Consider the following 15176-nt stretch of genomic DNA (forward strand, 5'->3'; position numbering starts at 1 on the left):
GCAGATGGCTAAACAACCGGGATTAGATTTTCAAAGTGCCAAAGGTGGCTTAGGCGAGCTGAAACGCAGACTGCTGTTTGTAATCGGTGCGCTTATTGTGTTCCGTATTGGCTCTTTTATTCCGATCCCTGGTATTGATGCCGCTGTACTTGCCAAACTGCTTGAGCAACAGCGAGGCACCATCATTGAAATGTTTAACATGTTCTCTGGTGGTGCTCTCAGCCGTGCTTCTATCTTTGCTCTGGGGATCATGCCGTATATTTCGGCGTCGATCATTATCCAGCTGCTGACGGTGGTTCATCCAACGCTGGCTGAAATCAAGAAAGAAGGGGAGTCTGGTCGTCGTAAGATCAGCCAGTACACCCGTTACGGCACTCTGGTGCTGGCAATATTCCAGTCGATCGGTATTGCTACCGGTTTACCGAATATGCCTGGTATGCAAGGCCTGGTAATCAATCCAGGCTTTGCATTCTATTTCACCGCTGTTGTGAGTCTGGTTACAGGGACTATGTTCCTGATGTGGCTCGGCGAACAGATTACTGAGCGTGGTATCGGCAACGGTATCTCAATCATTATCTTCGCTGGTATCGTTGCGGGACTCCCGCCAGCCATTGCCCATACTATCGAGCAAGCGCGTCAAGGCGACCTGCACTTCCTCCTGTTGCTGTTGGTTGCAGTATTAGTGTTTGCAGTGACGTTCTTTGTTGTATTCGTTGAACGTGGTCAACGCCGCATTGTGGTAAACTACGCTAAACGTCAGCAAGGTCGTCGTGTCTATGCTGCACAGAGCACACATTTACCGCTGAAAGTGAATATGGCAGGGGTTATCCCAGCAATCTTCGCTTCCAGTATTATTCTGTTCCCGGCAACCATCGCGTCATGGTTCGGGGGCGGTACCGGTTGGAACTGGCTGACAACAATTTCGCTGTATTTGCAGCCTGGGCAACCGCTTTATGTGTTACTCTATGCGTCTGCAATCATCTTCTTCTGTTTCTTCTACACGGCGTTGGTTTTCAACCCGCGTGAAACAGCAGATAACCTGAAGAAGTCCGGTGCATTTGTACCAGGAATTCGTCCGGGAGAGCAAACGGCGAAGTATATCGATAAAGTAATGACCCGCCTGACTTTGGTTGGTGCGCTGTACATTACCTTTATCTGCCTGATCCCGGAGTTCATGCGTGATGCAATGAAAGTGCCGTTCTACTTTGGTGGGACCTCACTGCTCATCGTTGTTGTCGTGATTATGGACTTTATGGCTCAAGTGCAAACTCTGATGATGTCAAGTCAGTACGAGTCTGCATTGAAGAAGGCGAACCTCAAAGGCTATAGCCGCTAAAAGGTCGCTCGAGAAGTTACGGAGAGTAAAAATGAAAGTTCGTGCTTCCGTCAAGAAATTATGCCGTAACTGCAAAATCGTTAAGCGTGATGGTGTCATCCGTGTGATTTGCAGTGCCGAGCCAAAGCATAAACAGCGCCAAGGCTGATTTAATCGCATATTTTTCTTGCAAAGTTGGGTTGAGCTGGCTAGATTAGCCAGCCAATCTTTTGTATGTCTGTGCGTTTCCATTTGAGTATCCTGAAAACGGGCTTTTCAGCATGGTGCGTACATATTAAATAGTAGGAGTGCATAGTGGCCCGTATAGCAGGCATTAACATTCCTGATCAGAAACATGCTGTGATCGCGTTAACCTCGATCTACGGCGTCGGTAAGACCCGTTCTAAGGCCATTCTGGCTGCAGCGGGTATCGCTGAAAATGTTAAGATCAGTGAGCTGTCTGAAGGACAAATCGACACGCTGCGTGACGAAGTTGCCAAATTTGTCGTTGAAGGTGATCTGCGCCGTGAAGTTAGCATGAGCATCAAGCGTCTTATGGATCTTGGTTGCTATCGCGGTTTGCGTCATCGTCGTGGTCTCCCGGTTCGCGGCCAGCGTACCAAGACCAACGCACGTACCCGTAAGGGTCCGCGCAAACCGATCAAGAAATAATCGGGGTGATTGAATAATGGCAAAGGCACCAGTTCGTGCACGTAAGCGTGTAAGAAAACAAGTCTCTGATGGCGTGGCTCATATCCATGCTTCTTTTAACAACACCATCGTAACTATTACCGATCGTCAGGGTAATGCGCTGGGTTGGGCAACAGCCGGTGGTTCCGGTTTCCGTGGTTCGCGCAAATCTACTCCGTTCGCAGCTCAGGTTGCAGCAGAGCGTTGTGCTGATTCCGTAAAAGAATACGGCATCAAGAATCTGGAAGTTATGGTTAAAGGTCCGGGTCCAGGCCGCGAATCTACTATTCGTGCTCTGAACGCCGCTGGTTTCCGCATCACTAATATTACTGATGTGACTCCGATCCCTCATAACGGTTGTCGTCCGCCGAAAAAACGTCGCGTATAACGCCTCGTTTCTAGGATTGTTGGAGAAAGAAAATGGCAAGATATTTGGGTCCTAAGCTCAAGCTGAGCCGTCGTGAGGGCACCGACTTATTCCTTAAGTCTGGCGTTCGCGCGATCGATACCAAGTGTAAAATTGAACAAGCTCCTGGCCAGCACGGTGCGCGTAAACCGCGTCTGTCTGACTATGGTGTGCAGTTGCGTGAAAAGCAAAAAGTTCGTCGTACTTACGGCGTGCTGGAGCGTCAGTTCCGTAACTATTATCAAGAAGCAGCACGTCTGAAAGGCAACACCGGTGAAAACCTGTTGACTCTGCTGGAAGGTCGTCTGGACAACGTAGTATACCGTATGGGCTTCGGCGCCACTCGTGCCGAGTCACGCCAGTTGGTTAGCCACAAAGCAATCATGGTAAACGGTCGTGTTGTTAACATCGCTTCTTATCAGGTTAAAGCGAATGACGTTGTTAGCATTCGTGAGAAAGCGAAAAAGCAATCTCGCGTTAAAGCCGCTCTGGAGCTGGCTGAACAGCGTGAAAAGCCAACCTGGCTGGAAGTTGATGCTGGCAAGATGGAAGGCACGTTCAAGCGTCAGCCTGAGCGTTCTGATCTGTCTGCGGACATTAACGAACACCTGATCGTCGAGCTTTACTCCAAGTAAAGCTTAGTACCAAAGAGAGGACACAATGCAGGGTTCTGTGACAGAGTTTCTAAAACCGCGCCTGGTAGATATCGAGCAAGTGAGTTCGACGCACGCCAAGGTGACCCTTGAGCCTTTAGAGCGTGGCTTTGGCCATACTCTGGGTAACGCACTGCGCCGTATTCTGCTCTCATCGATGCCGGGTTGTGCGGTGACCGAGGTTGAGATTGATGGTGTACTTCATGAGTACAGCACCAAAGAAGGCGTTCAGGAAGATATCCTTGAAATCCTGCTCAACCTGAAAGGGCTGGCGGTGAGAGTTCAGGGTAAAGATGAAGTTATTCTTACCTTGAATAAATCTGGCATTGGCCCTGTGACTGCAGCCGATATCACCCATGATGGGGATGTCGAAATCGTCAAGCCGCAGCACGTGATCTGCCACCTGACCGATGAGAACGCAGCTATTAGCATGCGTATCAAAGTTCAGCGCGGTCGTGGTTATGTGCCGGCTTCTGCCCGAATTCATTCGGAAGAAGATGAGCGCCCGATCGGCCGTCTGTTGGTCGACGCCTGCTATAGCCCTGTAGAGCGTATTGCCTACAATGTTGAAGCAGCGCGTGTAGAACAGCGTACCGACCTGGACAAGCTGGTCATCGAAATGGAAACCAACGGCACAATCGATCCTGAAGAGGCGATTCGTCGTGCGGCAACCATTCTGGCTGAACAACTGGAAGCTTTCGTTGACTTACGTGATGTACGTCAGCCGGAAGTGAAAGAAGAGAAACCAGAGTTCGATCCGATCCTGCTGCGCCCTGTTGACGATCTGGAATTGACTGTCCGCTCTGCTAACTGCCTCAAGGCAGAAGCTATCCACTATATCGGTGATCTGGTACAGCGTACCGAGGTTGAGTTGCTGAAAACGCCGAACCTGGGTAAAAAATCTCTTACTGAGATTAAAGACGTGCTGGCCTCCCGTGGACTGTCTCTGGGCATGCGCCTGGAAAACTGGCCACCGGCAAGCATTGCTGACGAGTAACCGGATCACAGGTTAAGGTTTTACTGAGAAGGATAAGGTCATGCGCCATCGTAAGAGTGGTCGTCAACTGAACCGCAACAGCAGCCATCGCCAGGCTATGTTCCGTAACATGGCTGGTTCGCTGGTTCGTCATGAAATCATCAAGACGACCCTGCCGAAAGCGAAAGAACTGCGTCGCGTAGTTGAGCCGCTGATTACTCTTGCCAAGACTGATAGCGTAGCTAATCGTCGTCTGGCATTCGCCCGTACTCGTGATAACGAGATCGTGGCAAAACTGTTTAACGAGCTGGGCCCGCGTTTCGCGAGCCGCGCCGGTGGTTACACTCGCATTCTGAAGTGTGGCTTCCGTGCAGGCGACAACGCGCCGATGGCATACATCGAGCTGGTTGATCGTGCTGAGCCGAAAGCAGAAGCAGCTGCAGAGTAATCTGTAGTAAAGTAAAAAAACCCGCTTCGGCGGGTTTTTTTATATCCCCTATTCCATCACCCTTCTACAATACCCATATCTTCTAACGTCCGTTCCCAGGAGTCGCGTCATGTTGTTACTTGACCAGTGGGCTGAACGTCATATTAACGATGCCCAGCGAAAAGGCGAGTTCGATAACCTTCCCGGTCAGGGTGAACCTCTTATTCTTGATGATGATTCCTGCGTGCCGGAGGCGCTGCGTTCTGGCTACCGGTTACTGAAAAATGCCGGCTGTCTGCCACCTGAGATTGAACAACGCAAAGAAGCGATAGTAGTGGCCGATCTACTTAAGGGCATCCGTAAGGATGATGACCGGTATCAGGAGTTAAGCCGTCGGTTGGCGTTGATGGAGTTGAAATTGCAGCAGGCTGGATTAAGTACCGATTTTCTGCGCGGTGATTATGCGGATAAACTTCTGCATAAAATTAACGAGGAATAGTTATGTTTCGAATAGGCGAACTATCAAAACTGGCGGGAGTGACTCCCGATACCGTGCGCTATTATGAAAAACAGCAGATGATGAGCCATGATGTGCGTACCGAAGGTGGTTTTCGTCTCTATACTGCAGACGACCTTCAGCGTCTGAAGTTTATTCGTCATGCGCGGCAGTTGGGATTTACGCTTGAGTCGATCCGTGAGCTGCTGTCGATCCGGGTGGATCCTGAACATCATACCTGTCAGGAATCGAAAGGTATTGTGCAGGCACGGCTAAGTGAGGTCGAGTCGCGTATTGCAGAATTGCAGGCGATGCAGCAGGCGTTGAGCAAGCTCAACGATGCATGTTGCGGGACGTCGCATAGCAGTGAATTTTGCTCAATTCTCGGTATCCTTGAGCAGGGTGCGGAGGTGAGTGGAAATGGGTGTTGAGTCCTTCGATAATTAGATCTAAACTCGTTGCGTGATTTTTACACAATCAGGAGTAGTTATGAGCCGCTATCAACATACTAAGGGGCAGATCAACGATAACGCCCTTGAGGCCTTATTGCACGATCCACTGTTTCGGCAGCGCGTTGAGAAAAATAAGAAGGGTAAAGGGAGTTATCTGCGTAAGGAAAAACACGGTAAACAATATGGTCGGGAGGCCAGTGGCAAACAAGCGATGCGCTTATTTACCACTGGCTTTCTGCTTTCTGTAGCCTGATTAAGAACGGTTATTCTGTTCTTTCAGCAGATCGCGAATTTCGGATAGTAGGACTTCTTCCTTCGAAGGCGCTGCGGCAGCGGGTGCCGGCTCTTCTTTCTTACGATTTAACTGATTCACCAGCTTAATCGCCATAAAGATAGCGAAGGCGACAATGACGAAGTCAAAAATATTCTGAATGAAAATCCCGTAGTGCATGACGACAGCAGGGATATCACCCTGTGCGGCACGTAACGTCACGGCAAATTGTTTAAAGTCGACCCCACCAATTAAAAGTCCCAGCGGTGGCATGATGATATCTGCAACTAAAGACGATACGATCTTCCCAAATGCAGCACCAATAATGACACCCACCGCCAAATCAACAACATTCCCGCGCATCGCGAACTCGCGAAACTCTTTAATAATGCTCATTTTATTCTCCCTTGTGCTAGCTGACGTTTATAAGTTTAACAAATGTTTATCTATTTTCCATTGGCGATAATAAATATGCGCGAATTAATTAACCCTTATATAATAGTGGGTTAATAAAAAAGGCACTCGCTGAGTGCCTTTGGAGAATTAAAGGAAGAAAGGGCTTGGCTGGAAAAGACGTTCGACATCCGAAATATACTTTTTATCGGTGAGGAACATAATGACGTGGTCGCCTTGCTCAATACGAAGATTGTCATTGGCGATCATCACGTCGTTGCCGCGAACGACCGCGCCGATAATTGTACCTGGCGGTAGCTTAATTTCGTCAATCACTCGCCCAACCACGCGTGAGGTACTTTCATCACCATGCGCGACGGCTTCAATAGCCTCGGCTACCCCGCGACGCAGTGAGGACACACCGACGATATCCGCTTTACGCACGTGGCTTAACAAGGCCGAGATCGTTGCCTGTTGAGGCGAGATCGCAATATCAATGACGCTGCCCTGAACTAGATCGACATATGCCTTACGTTGGATCAGCACCATCACTTTTTTAGCGCCCATCCGTTTGGCCAGCATCGCAGACATGATATTCGCTTCGTCATCGTTGGTGACGGCAATAAACAGATCCACTTGATCAATATGCTCTTCCATCAGCAACTCTTGATCCGATGCATCGCCAAAGAAGACGATGGTGTTCTGTAATTTTTCCGCCAGCTCAGCCGCGCGCTGTTGATCGCGTTCGATAAGCTTGACGCTGTAATCCTTTTCCAGGCGACGCGCCAGGCCTGCACCGATGTTGCCACCACCTACCAGCATGATGCGCTTGTAAGGCTTCTCCAGCCGTTGCAGTTCGCTCATCACCGCCCGGATATGCTGCGATGCGGCGATAAAGAAGACTTCGTCGCCCGCTTCCACTATGGTTGAGCCTTGCGGACGAATCGGTCTGTCATGACGGAAAATTGCTGCGACGCGGGTATCAATGTGTGGCATATGCTCGCGCATAGTCGAGAGTGCGTTACCGACTAATGGTCCACCGTAATAGGCTTTCACCACCGCCAGACTCACTTTACCTTCGGCGAAGTTAACCACCTGCAGTGCGCCAGGGTATTCGATTAAGCGGTAGATATTGTCGATAACGAGCTGCTCAGGGGCAATCAAGTGATCGATAGGCACCGCATCGCTGTGGAATAGTTTCTCGGCATCGCGAACGTAGTCCGGTGAACGGATGCGGGCGATACGATTCGGTGTGTTAAATAATGAGTAGGCGACCTGACAGGCCACCATGTTGGTCTCATCCGAACTGGTGACAGCGACCAGCATATCAGCATCATCGGCACCGGCCTCGCGTAATACGCGAGGATGGGAGGCATGGCCTTGTACAACGCGCAGGTCAAATTTGTCCTGTAGGCTACGCAGGCGCTCGCCGTTGGTATCGACAATAGTGATGTCGTTATTTTCCCCGACCAGGTTTTCCGCCAGCGTACCGCCAACTTGTCCGGCACCCAGAATGATAATTTTCATCAGTTGCGACCCGTTATCTCATTACTTCTTGATTAGCTTAGCGTAGAAGAAACCATCGCCTTCTTCTGCACCGGGTAAATTCTGGCGGCCAGGTTGCTCTGGAGTGCCTGTCTCGCTCAATTTTGCATCTGGGGTCCGCTCCAGGAATGCCACGATCTGCTGCTGATTCTCTTCTGGCAGAATAGAGCAGGTCGCATAAACCAACGTGCCGCCAGGTTTAAGATGTGGCCAGGTGGCGTTGAGAATCTCGGACTGTAGCTGAGCCAGCTCGGGAATATCACGGTCGCGACGTAGCCATTTAATATCCGGATGACGGCGAATCACGCCGGTAGCCGAGCAGGGTGCGTCCAGTAAAATACGATCGAACTGCTGCTCACCGCACCATTGGTGAGGGAAGCGGCCATCACCCTGTTTGACGGTGGCCTTCATGCCCAGACGCTTGAGGTTATCGTAGACGCGAGATAAACGTTTTTCATCAACGTCAACGGCCATCACCTCGGCAGCCGGAGCAACTTCAAGAATATGCGTAGTTTTACCGCCAGGGGCACAGCATAAATCAAGAATCTGTTCGCCATTTTGCGGCTGCAGGTAGCTCATGCAACCCTGTGCAGAAGCATCCTGCACTGTTACCCAACCTTGTTCAAAACCGGGTAATGCAAGCACTGACGTAGGTGTTTCCAGACGTACGGCATCAGGATAGTCAGGATGCGGGAAGCCGGTAAGACCGGTCTCAGCTAATAATGCCAGCCAGCTATCACGAGTGTGATGATTACGGTTGACGCGCAGCCACATCGGTGGGCGTTGATTATTGGCTTCAAGAATGCTTTCCCACTGCTGCGGGTAAGCATCCTTAATGCGTTTTACCAACCAGGATGGGTGCAGGAAGCGCAGCTCGCTTTGTGCGAACTCTGTCAGCAGCTCTTCCTGGCGGCGTTGAAACTGGCGCAGTACGCCGTTAATCAGACCTTTCAGCTGTGGACGTTTGATAACAACTGCACCTTCAACCGTCTCGGCCAGCGCCGCGTGCGGTGGAATACGCGTATGCAGTAATTGGTACAGGCCAACCATGATCAGGTAATGGACGGTACGCTGTTTTCCCGTCATCGGGCGTTCCATCAGCTGTTTAATCATCCATTCCAGCTGAGAGAGCGACCGCAGCACGCCAAAGCAGAGCTCCTGCAACAGCGCTTTATCTTTATCGCCAACTTTTTGCTGCATCGCGGGCAAGACGTTGCTTAACGACTGTCCCTTCTCGACGACCTGCTCAACGGCCTGAGCCGCCATACTGCGTAAATTCAGATGTTTTTTCATAACCGTAGAAATAAAAATGCCCGGATACTCCGGGCTTTAAAAGAGATGAACCGTCAGAGGAGACGATTTCCGGGTACAAACCATTCCCGGCGCGAATTCAGGAGATCCTGTGCGCTCATGGCTTTTTTACCTGCGGGCTGCAGCGAGATAAGGTTCAGAATACCGTCGCCGGTGGCGACCTGAATACCCTGGCGGGTCGCTTCCAGAATTGTGCCCGGTTCAGCGTTTGCGGCTTTATCAATAACCGTCGCCTGCCAGATTTTAACCGGCTGATCGTCAATCACGATGTAGCTCATCGGCCATGGATTAAAGGCTCGAATGCAGCGCTCGAGTTGAGCGGCGCTGAGCGTCCAGTCTACTCGTGCTTCTTCTTTACTGAGTTTTTCCGCGTAGCTCACCAGCGACTCGTCCTGAACTTCAGGTTTGGTGTTACCGGTTGCCAGCAGATGTAGCGTATGCAGCAGCCCCTGTGGGCCGAGAGCCGCCAGCTTGTCGTACAGACTCGCGCTGGTGTCTTCTGCGGTTATCGGACAGGAGAGTTTGTGCAGCATATCACCGGCATCCAGACCGACATCCATCTGCATGATAGTGACGCCCGTTTCGCTATCACCGGCCCACAGTGAACGCTGAATTGGTGCAGCGCCACGCCAGCGAGGCAACAGGGAACCATGAACGTTGATACAGCCAAGGCGTGGCATCGCCAACACCGTTTTTGGCAAGATCAGGCCATAGGCCACCACGACCATTACGTCGGCGTTGAGCGAGGATACCAGCTTTTGGTTCTCTTCCGGTCGCAGCGAAGCTGGCTGGAAGACCGGGATACCCTTCTCTTCCGCCAGCACTTTGACCGGGCTTGGCATCAGCTTCTTACCACGGCCAGCCGGGCGGTCAGGTTGGGTAAATACGCCAACGACCTGGTGTTCAGACGACAGCAGCGCATCAAGATGACGCGCTGCAAAGTCAGGAGTACCCGCAAAAATAATACGTAGTGAATCTGACACGTTAATCCTTATCCTTAGGCACGCGCGTTCAGGCGATCCAGTTTTTCAACTTTCTGACGAATACGCTGCTGTTTTAGCGGAGAAAGATAATCGATAAACAGTTTACCGACTAAGTGATCCATTTCATGTTGGATACAGATAGCCAGCAGATCGTCAGCTTCAAGTTCGAATGCTTTACCGTTACGATCAAGTGCGCGGATCTTCACGCGCTCGGCACGAGGAACCAGTGCCCGCTGCTCAGGAATAGACAGACAGCCTTCTTCAATACCGGTATCACCGTCTTTTTCCAGCAATTCTGGGTTTATCAACACCAGCTGATGATCGCGATTCTCAGAGACATCAATAACGATAATTCGTTTATGGATATCGACCTGCGTTGCCGCGAGGCCAATACCTTCTTCGGCGTACATTGTCTCGAACATATCGTCGACAATACGCTGGATTTCTTCATTCACTTCTTTTACCGGCTCAGCGACTTTGCGAAGACGCTCGTCCGGGATATGTAACACTTGCAAAACTGCCATAAATATCCGAGTTCTGTTCAGGAGTAGGAAAGATTATTACCTCTATTCTAGACAAAACCCCCTCTAATTGACAGCATCACTGACCAATCGCAAGGATTGCTGATGCCGCATGTGGCAAGGGAGAAAAGGATGTCACCTGAAGAGGTCGCCTTCCGTCTGTTGAAGGTCAACAATTTATGTGGTGATGAAATGCTGCGTGTGCTGCACGTCCTGTGTCAGCAGGCAAACATCACCCGTCAAACCTTATCTACAATTGGGTTTAGTTCTAAACAAGTCGAGCGATTTTTTTCTTTCACATCTGCAGAACGTGATGCCGCCGAGAGATGGCTGGCGATGCCTGACAGTACGCTTTTGTTGGCTGATTCACCGCTTTATCCTAAGTCGTTACGGGCTATCCGTGATTATCCTGCGGTGCTGTGCATTCGTGGCAATGTCGATTTGCTTCGTTCACCGCAGCTGGCTGTCGTAGGTAGCCGTCAGCATTCACTCTATGGTGAGCGCTGGGGGAGTTACTTCTGCGAGGCGCTGGCTAAGCAAGGGATAACTATCACCAGCGGGTTGGCGCTGGGTATTGATGGTGTTGCCCATCGTGGCGCTCTGCAGGTTGGCGGTGGAACGATTGCGGTACTGGGCAGCGGCCTGAATCACATTTATCCCCATCGTCATCGACAGCTCGCTGAAAGCATCGTAGCCAGCGGAGGCGCCTTGGTATCCGAGTTTTCACTTGCCGCAACCCCCGTGGCCTACCATTTCCCTCGCCGTAACCGGATTATCAGTGGGTTGAGCTACGGTGTTCTGGTCGTGGAGGCCGCGCTGCGCAGTGGATCCCTTGTCACCGCTCGCTGTGCGCTTGAGCAAGGGCGAGAAGTTTTCGCGATACCGGGACCGTTGGGTCATCCGGGAATGGAAGGCCCGCACTGGCTTATCAAGCAAGGCGCTGCGGTGGTCACTGAACCCGAGGATATTCTGGCGCAATTCCCATCTTTAAACAGACAGTTGTCCGAGAAGACGGAGATGACAAATTATTGTGCAGATCAGGAATCTGTAGCATTGCCATTTCCTGAGCTCCTGGCTAACGTAGGAGATGAGGCAACACCTGTTGACGTCGTCGCTGAACGTGCCGGCCAACCTGTGCCAGTTACCGTGGCTCAGCTACTTGAACTGGAGTTAGCAGGATGGATCGCAGCAGTACCCGGCGGCTATGTCCGATTAAGGAGGGCAGGCCATGTTCGACGTACTAATGTATTTGTTTGAGACCTACATCCATAACGAAACAGAAATGCGCGTAGATCAGGACAGACTGACTCGGGATCTTACCGATGCGGGGTTCGAACGTGAAGATATCTTCAACGCGCTGATGTGGCTGGAAAAGCTCGCCGACTATCAGGAAGGCCTCGTAGAACCGATGCAGCTTGCATCCGATCCTCTCTCCGTGCGTATTTTCACACAGGAAGAGAGCCAGCGGCTGGATGCTAGCTGTCGAGGGTTCCTGTTATTCCTGGAGCAGATTCAGGTGCTGAACCTCGAAACGCGGGAAATGGTGATTGAGCGCGTGATGGCTCTGGATACCGCAGAGTTTGAACTGGAAGAGTTGAAATGGGTCATTTTGATGGTGCTGTTCAATCTTCCCGGCTGCGAAAACGCGTATCAACAAATGGAAGAATTACTCTTCGAGACGAATGAAGGTATGCTGCACTAAATTCTTTTAGTGTCATCAAGAGTTGTTATGGTCAAATCAGCACTGTTTTCGGTGCCTAAAAACGAGCCCTGTCCGCAGTGCGGGGCTGAACTGGTCATACGGTCCGGCAAGCACGGGCCGTTTCTTGGCTGCTCTCATTATCCGGAATGTGATTATGTCCGTCCCCTGAAAAACCAGGCGGATGGACATATCGTTAAAGTACTGGAGGGGCAGTCGTGTCCTGAGTGTGGCGCCGAGCTGGTGTTGCGTCAGGGACGTTTTGGCATGTTCATCGGATGCAGTCAGTATCCTGAATGTGAACACACTGAAGTTATCGATAAACCAGATGAAACGGCGATCACTTGCCCCGCGTGTCAACAGGGGCTGTTGGTACAACGCCGCTCTCGTTTTGGTAAAAACTTTCATTCCTGCGATCGCTATCCGGAATGTCAGTTCGTCATTAACTTCACACCGGTAGCGGGGGAGTGCCCTGAGTGCCACTACCCGCTGCTTATCGAAAAGAAAACGGCGCAGGGCGTAAAACGTTTTTGTGCCAGTAAACAATGTGGAAAGCCGGTACCGGCGAAACAAATCAGTGAATAAAAACCTGCCATCAGAGACCGTACGGCGTGCGGTTGTTGCTCTGAATAATAAAGAAGTCATCGCCTATCCAACCGAAGCCGTATTTGGCGTCGGTTGCGATCCCGACAGTGAAGAAGCGGTTATGAACCTGCTGGCCTTAAAACAGCGTCCGGTAGATAAAGGTCTCATCCTCATTGCCGCCAGCTTCGAACAGCTTCAGCCCTATATAGACGACAGCATGTTGAGCGAAGAGCAGCGCGCGGCCGTCTTTTCCCGGTGGCCAGGACCGGTAACGTTTGTCTTCCCGGCGAAGGCAAGCACACCGAGTTGGCTAACGGGCCGATTTAACTCACTCGCCGTCAGAGTGACAGACCATCCGGTGGTGATTGAACTGTGCCAGACCTATGGTAAACCGCTGGTTTCAACCAGCGCTAACCTGAGTGGTGAACCACCGTGTCGGACAACGGCCGAGGTGATTGCGCAGTTTGGCGATGATTTCCCGGTGGTTGATGCGCAAACGGGCGGGCGGTTGAATCCGTCAGAAATTCTCGATGCCCTGACGGGTGAACGTTTTCGCCAGGGATAATGTTATGGAAAGCTACGTCGTTTTTGGCAATCCGATCGCGCATAGCAAGTCGCCGTTCATTCATCAGCAGTTTGCACAGCAGCTGCAGCTGATTCACCCCTATGGGCGCATGTTGGCACCGCTTGATAGCTTCATCCCCACCTTAGATGCCTTTTTCCAGCAGGGGGGCAAAGGAGCTAACGTTACGGTTCCTTTTAAAGAGGAGGCCTACACACGAGCTGATGAGCTGACCGAGCGCGCGGCGTTGGCGGGAGCGGTGAATACGCTTAAACGTCTCGATGATGGTCGAATTCTCGGTGATAACACCGACGGCATCGGGTTGTTGAGTGACCTTGAACGGCTGGAGCTCATTAAACCGGGCTATCGTGTTTTGCTAATTGGTGCTGGTGGCGCGGCGCGTGGTGTTCTGCTGCCGCTGCTGTCTTTGGATTGTAGCGTCACCATTACCAACCGTTCTTATGAACGGGCACAAACGCTGGCTGAACTGTTCCGTCACACGGGGAGTGTGAGCGCACAACCGATGTCAGAGCTTGGTGGTCATGAGTTCGATCTCATTATCAACGCAACCTCCAGCGGGATTGCTGGTGAAATCCCGCTCATACCATCTTCATTGGTCAACTCGCACGTATGCTGCTATGACATGTTTTATCAGAAAGGAAATACTGCATTTCTGTCATGGTGTATTCAGCATGGTGCAAAACGTTATGCTGATGGTTTGGGAATGCTGGTGGGCCAGGCGGCACACGCCGTTTTATTGTGGCACGGTATTTTGCCTGACGTTGAGCCGGTGATTGAATCACTCAAACGCGAGCTTGGCGTATGAATCAGGCCATTCAGTTCCCGGATAGGGAAGAGTGGCGTGCGGATATCAATGCGGTCTGCTTCCCAGTGTTGGTGAATGGTATGCAACTGACGTGTGCGATCAATGCTGAAGAGATAGTGCGCCGCTTTGGCGGAGAAGAGCCTAAACAATGGCTGGCGCTGTTTGGTGAAAATCGCTGGGATCTGGAAGAAGAAGCCAGCGATCTTATTCGCGATCAGCAAGAGGACAATCAAGGTTGGGTTTGGTTGTCCTGATTCAGATAGTCGTCTTTCCACTTCACGTAGTTGTTGGCCGAATAACGAAGCCCTTCGAGTTCGGCCTCTTTCAACGGTCTGATTTGCTTAACCGGGCTGCCTAGATAAAGAAAACCACTCTCCAGACGCTTATGCTGTGGTACCAGGCTGCCAGCACCAATCATCACATCGTCTTCCACAACGACACCATCCAGTAAGATAGACCCCATACCTACCAATACTCTATCCCCGATAGTGCAGCCGTGGAGCATGACTTTATGCCCGACGGTAACGTCCTCGCCAACGATGAGAGGATTCCCTTGCGGATTTTTAGCCGACTTGTGCGTAACGTGCAGTACGCTGCCATCCTGAATATTGCTGCGGGCACCAATCTGGATATAGTTGACGTCGCCGCGTGCGGCAACCAATGGCCAGATACTGACATCATCAGCCAGGCGGACGTCGCCGACGATGACGCTGGAGGCGTCGATCATCACGCGATCGCCTATTACGGGGAATAAATCTTTATAACGACGTAAAACGGCAGACATGTTTACCTCTTTAAAACGGTATCTCAGTGGGGTTACCTCTCATTATCAGCCCAATTTGTGGGTTTCTCATCTCAAAAATTAAGCAAATCGCACACTTACAGCGCAAAAAGAGTGAAAAAACGACACTTAGAAAAAAATGTGAGAAAAGGGGTTGTGCTAAAAACAAAGTTCCCTATAATGCGCACCCACTGAGACGGCAAACGTGAATCACTTCACACTAACTAGCCGGTTCGGTTGAAGAGAAAAACCTGAAAATGAGGGTTGACTCTGAAAGAGGAAAG

At 51.1% G+C, this 15176-nt stretch carries 21 protein-coding genes and 1 pseudogene; 16 read left to right on the forward strand and 6 right to left on the reverse strand.

Going from position 1 to position 15176, the window contains the following annotated elements:
• The first annotated feature begins 4 nt into the window (after positions 1-4).
• From secY to LZ634_RS11225, 10 genes and pseudogenes are all read left to right on the forward strand, one after another.
• Positions 5-1336 carry a preprotein translocase subunit SecY gene (secY, locus tag LZ634_RS11180; RefSeq protein ID WP_035894987.1) on the forward strand — a complete coding sequence of 444 codons (1332 nt, stop codon included), beginning with the start codon at positions 5-7 and terminating at the stop codon, positions 1334-1336.
• Positions 1337-1367: 31 nt separating this feature from the next.
• Complete coding sequence (gene rpmJ / locus LZ634_RS11185; RefSeq protein WP_000868187.1) at positions 1368-1484, forward strand: 50S ribosomal protein L36; 117 nt, start codon at positions 1368-1370, stop codon at positions 1482-1484.
• A gap of 146 nt (positions 1485-1630) precedes the next feature.
• Positions 1631-1987: a 30S ribosomal protein S13 gene (gene rpsM / locus LZ634_RS11190; RefSeq protein WP_052284892.1), complete on the forward strand. Its 357-nt coding sequence runs from the start codon at positions 1631-1633 to the stop codon at positions 1985-1987.
• Between the two features lie 16 nt (positions 1988-2003).
• Positions 2004-2393 (forward strand): 30S ribosomal protein S11, encoded by a 390-nt coding sequence (gene rpsK / locus LZ634_RS11195; protein ID WP_062779424.1) that lies wholly within the window; start codon positions 2004-2006, stop codon positions 2391-2393.
• A 32-nt stretch (positions 2394-2425) separates the two neighbouring features.
• Complete coding sequence (gene rpsD, locus LZ634_RS11200) at positions 2426-3046, forward strand: 30S ribosomal protein S4 (RefSeq protein ID WP_052284893.1); 621 nt, start codon at positions 2426-2428, stop codon at positions 3044-3046.
• A 25-nt stretch (positions 3047-3071) separates the two neighbouring features.
• Positions 3072-4061: a DNA-directed RNA polymerase subunit alpha gene (locus LZ634_RS11205; RefSeq protein WP_002919219.1), complete on the forward strand. Its 990-nt coding sequence runs from the start codon at positions 3072-3074 to the stop codon at positions 4059-4061.
• A 40-nt stretch (positions 4062-4101) separates the two neighbouring features.
• Positions 4102-4488, forward strand: coding sequence for a 50S ribosomal protein L17 (rplQ, locus tag LZ634_RS11210; RefSeq protein ID WP_002919206.1), 387 nt, complete (start codon positions 4102-4104; stop codon positions 4486-4488).
• Between the two features lie 109 nt (positions 4489-4597).
• Positions 4598-4966, forward strand: a complete 369-nt coding sequence (locus LZ634_RS11215) for a DUF1992 domain-containing protein (RefSeq protein WP_234504974.1) — start codon at positions 4598-4600, stop codon at positions 4964-4966.
• 2 nt (positions 4967-4968) lie between these two features.
• Positions 4969-5394: a Zn(2+)-responsive transcriptional regulator gene (gene zntR, locus LZ634_RS11220; protein ID WP_234504977.1), complete on the forward strand. Its 426-nt coding sequence runs from the start codon at positions 4969-4971 to the stop codon at positions 5392-5394.
• Between the two features lie 58 nt (positions 5395-5452).
• A pseudogene (locus tag LZ634_RS11225) lies at positions 5453-5724 on the forward strand (alternative ribosome-rescue factor A); the annotation flags it as partial.
• On the opposite strand, the gene mscL reads toward LZ634_RS11225, so the two are convergent.
• The 5 genes from mscL to def form a co-directional block, all read right to left on the reverse strand.
• Positions 5669-6082 (reverse strand): large-conductance mechanosensitive channel protein MscL, encoded by a 414-nt coding sequence (gene mscL, locus LZ634_RS11230; protein ID WP_234504980.1) that lies wholly within the window; start codon positions 6080-6082, stop codon positions 5669-5671. The pseudogene LZ634_RS11225 and the gene mscL overlap by 56 nt on opposite strands.
• 147 nt (positions 6083-6229) lie before the next feature.
• On the reverse strand, positions 6230-7606 hold the full coding sequence (trkA, locus tag LZ634_RS11235) for a Trk system potassium transporter TrkA (RefSeq protein ID WP_234504983.1): 1377 nt from the start codon (positions 7604-7606) through the stop codon (positions 6230-6232).
• Positions 7607-7627: 21 nt separating this feature from the next.
• Entirely contained in the window at positions 7628-8917 is a 1290-nt protein-coding gene (gene rsmB, locus LZ634_RS11240) for a 16S rRNA (cytosine(967)-C(5))-methyltransferase RsmB (RefSeq protein WP_234504984.1), read from the reverse strand.
• Between the two features lie 53 nt (positions 8918-8970).
• Entirely contained in the window at positions 8971-9918 is a 948-nt protein-coding gene (fmt, locus tag LZ634_RS11245) for a methionyl-tRNA formyltransferase (RefSeq protein ID WP_234504987.1), read from the reverse strand.
• Positions 9919-9932: 14 nt separating this feature from the next.
• Positions 9933-10442 carry a peptide deformylase gene (gene def, locus LZ634_RS11250; RefSeq protein ID WP_234504988.1) on the reverse strand — a complete coding sequence of 170 codons (510 nt, stop codon included), beginning with the start codon at positions 10440-10442 and terminating at the stop codon, positions 9933-9935.
• Positions 10443-10571: 129 nt separating this feature from the next.
• Here def and dprA point away from each other — a divergent pair, with 129 nt between their 5' ends.
• Genes dprA through LZ634_RS11280 form a run of 6 tightly spaced genes read left to right on the forward strand, consistent with a single transcriptional unit; the run spans position 10572 to position 14365 of the window.
• Positions 10572-11696 (forward strand): DNA-protecting protein DprA, encoded by a 1125-nt coding sequence (gene dprA / locus LZ634_RS11255; RefSeq protein WP_234504989.1) that lies wholly within the window; start codon positions 10572-10574, stop codon positions 11694-11696.
• Positions 11668-12141, forward strand: coding sequence for a DUF494 family protein Smg (gene smg / locus LZ634_RS11260; protein WP_061285026.1), 474 nt, complete (start codon positions 11668-11670; stop codon positions 12139-12141). The genes dprA and smg overlap by 29 nt, the downstream gene beginning before the upstream one ends.
• A gap of 27 nt (positions 12142-12168) precedes the next feature.
• A complete protein-coding gene (locus tag LZ634_RS11265) occupies positions 12169-12723 on the forward strand; it encodes a type I DNA topoisomerase (RefSeq protein ID WP_234504990.1) in 555 nt (184 codons plus the stop codon).
• Positions 12716-13288, forward strand: a complete 573-nt coding sequence (tsaC, locus tag LZ634_RS11270; RefSeq protein ID WP_234504991.1) for an L-threonylcarbamoyladenylate synthase type 1 TsaC — start codon at positions 12716-12718, stop codon at positions 13286-13288. The genes LZ634_RS11265 and tsaC overlap by 8 nt, the downstream gene beginning before the upstream one ends.
• Positions 13289-13292: 4 nt before the next feature.
• Positions 13293-14111, forward strand: a complete 819-nt coding sequence (gene aroE / locus LZ634_RS11275; protein ID WP_234504992.1) for a shikimate dehydrogenase — start codon at positions 13293-13295, stop codon at positions 14109-14111.
• Positions 14108-14365: a DUF1488 domain-containing protein gene (locus LZ634_RS11280; RefSeq protein ID WP_234504993.1), complete on the forward strand. Its 258-nt coding sequence runs from the start codon at positions 14108-14110 to the stop codon at positions 14363-14365. The genes aroE and LZ634_RS11280 overlap by 4 nt, the downstream gene beginning before the upstream one ends.
• Here the strand turns inward: LZ634_RS11280 and LZ634_RS11285 are convergent.
• A complete protein-coding gene (locus tag LZ634_RS11285) occupies positions 14341-14895 on the reverse strand; it encodes a gamma carbonic anhydrase family protein (RefSeq protein WP_234504994.1) in 555 nt (184 codons plus the stop codon). The genes LZ634_RS11280 and LZ634_RS11285 overlap by 25 nt on opposite strands.
• Positions 14896-15176 lie beyond the last annotated feature (281 nt).

Origin of the sequence: Kluyvera intermedia (assembly GCF_021440345.1) — a bacterium.
Classification (GTDB): Bacteria; Pseudomonadota; Gammaproteobacteria; order Enterobacterales; family Enterobacteriaceae; genus Kluyvera; species Kluyvera intermedia_A.

Bases quoted from the DNA above. Each gene is read 5' to 3' on its own strand.
- secY (WP_035894987.1), top strand. From the start codon at position 5: ATGGCTAAACAACCGGGATTAGATTTTCAAAGTGCCAAAGGTGGCTTA.
- rpmJ (WP_000868187.1), top strand. From the start codon at position 1,368: ATGAAAGTTCGTGCTTCCGTCAAGAAATTATGCCGTAACTGCAAAATC.
- rpsK (WP_062779424.1), top strand. From the start codon at position 2,004: ATGGCAAAGGCACCAGTTCGTGCACGTAAGCGTGTAAGAAAACAAGTC.
- rpsD (WP_052284893.1), top strand. From the start codon at position 2,426: ATGGCAAGATATTTGGGTCCTAAGCTCAAGCTGAGCCGTCGTGAGGGC.
- LZ634_RS11205 (WP_002919219.1), top strand. From the start codon at position 3,072: ATGCAGGGTTCTGTGACAGAGTTTCTAAAACCGCGCCTGGTAGATATC.
- rplQ (WP_002919206.1), top strand. From the start codon at position 4,102: ATGCGCCATCGTAAGAGTGGTCGTCAACTGAACCGCAACAGCAGCCAT.
- LZ634_RS11215 (WP_234504974.1), top strand. From the start codon at position 4,598: ATGTTGTTACTTGACCAGTGGGCTGAACGTCATATTAACGATGCCCAG.
- zntR (WP_234504977.1), top strand. From the start codon at position 4,969: ATGTTTCGAATAGGCGAACTATCAAAACTGGCGGGAGTGACTCCCGAT.
- mscL (WP_234504980.1), bottom strand. From the start codon at position 6,082: ATGAGCATTATTAAAGAGTTTCGCGAGTTCGCGATGCGCGGGAATGTT.
- trkA (WP_234504983.1), bottom strand. From the start codon at position 7,606: ATGAAAATTATCATTCTGGGTGCCGGACAAGTTGGCGGTACGCTGGCG.
- rsmB (WP_234504984.1), bottom strand. From the start codon at position 8,917: ATGAAAAAACATCTGAATTTACGCAGTATGGCGGCTCAGGCCGTTGAG.
- def (WP_234504988.1), bottom strand. From the start codon at position 10,442: ATGGCAGTTTTGCAAGTGTTACATATCCCGGACGAGCGTCTTCGCAAA.
- dprA (WP_234504989.1), top strand. From the start codon at position 10,572: ATGTCACCTGAAGAGGTCGCCTTCCGTCTGTTGAAGGTCAACAATTTA.
- smg (WP_061285026.1), top strand. From the start codon at position 11,668: ATGTTCGACGTACTAATGTATTTGTTTGAGACCTACATCCATAACGAA.
- LZ634_RS11265 (WP_234504990.1), top strand. From the start codon at position 12,169: ATGGTCAAATCAGCACTGTTTTCGGTGCCTAAAAACGAGCCCTGTCCG.
- aroE (WP_234504992.1), top strand. From the start codon at position 13,293: ATGGAAAGCTACGTCGTTTTTGGCAATCCGATCGCGCATAGCAAGTCG.
- LZ634_RS11280 (WP_234504993.1), top strand. From the start codon at position 14,108: ATGAATCAGGCCATTCAGTTCCCGGATAGGGAAGAGTGGCGTGCGGAT.
- LZ634_RS11285 (WP_234504994.1), bottom strand. From the start codon at position 14,895: ATGTCTGCCGTTTTACGTCGTTATAAAGATTTATTCCCCGTAATAGGC.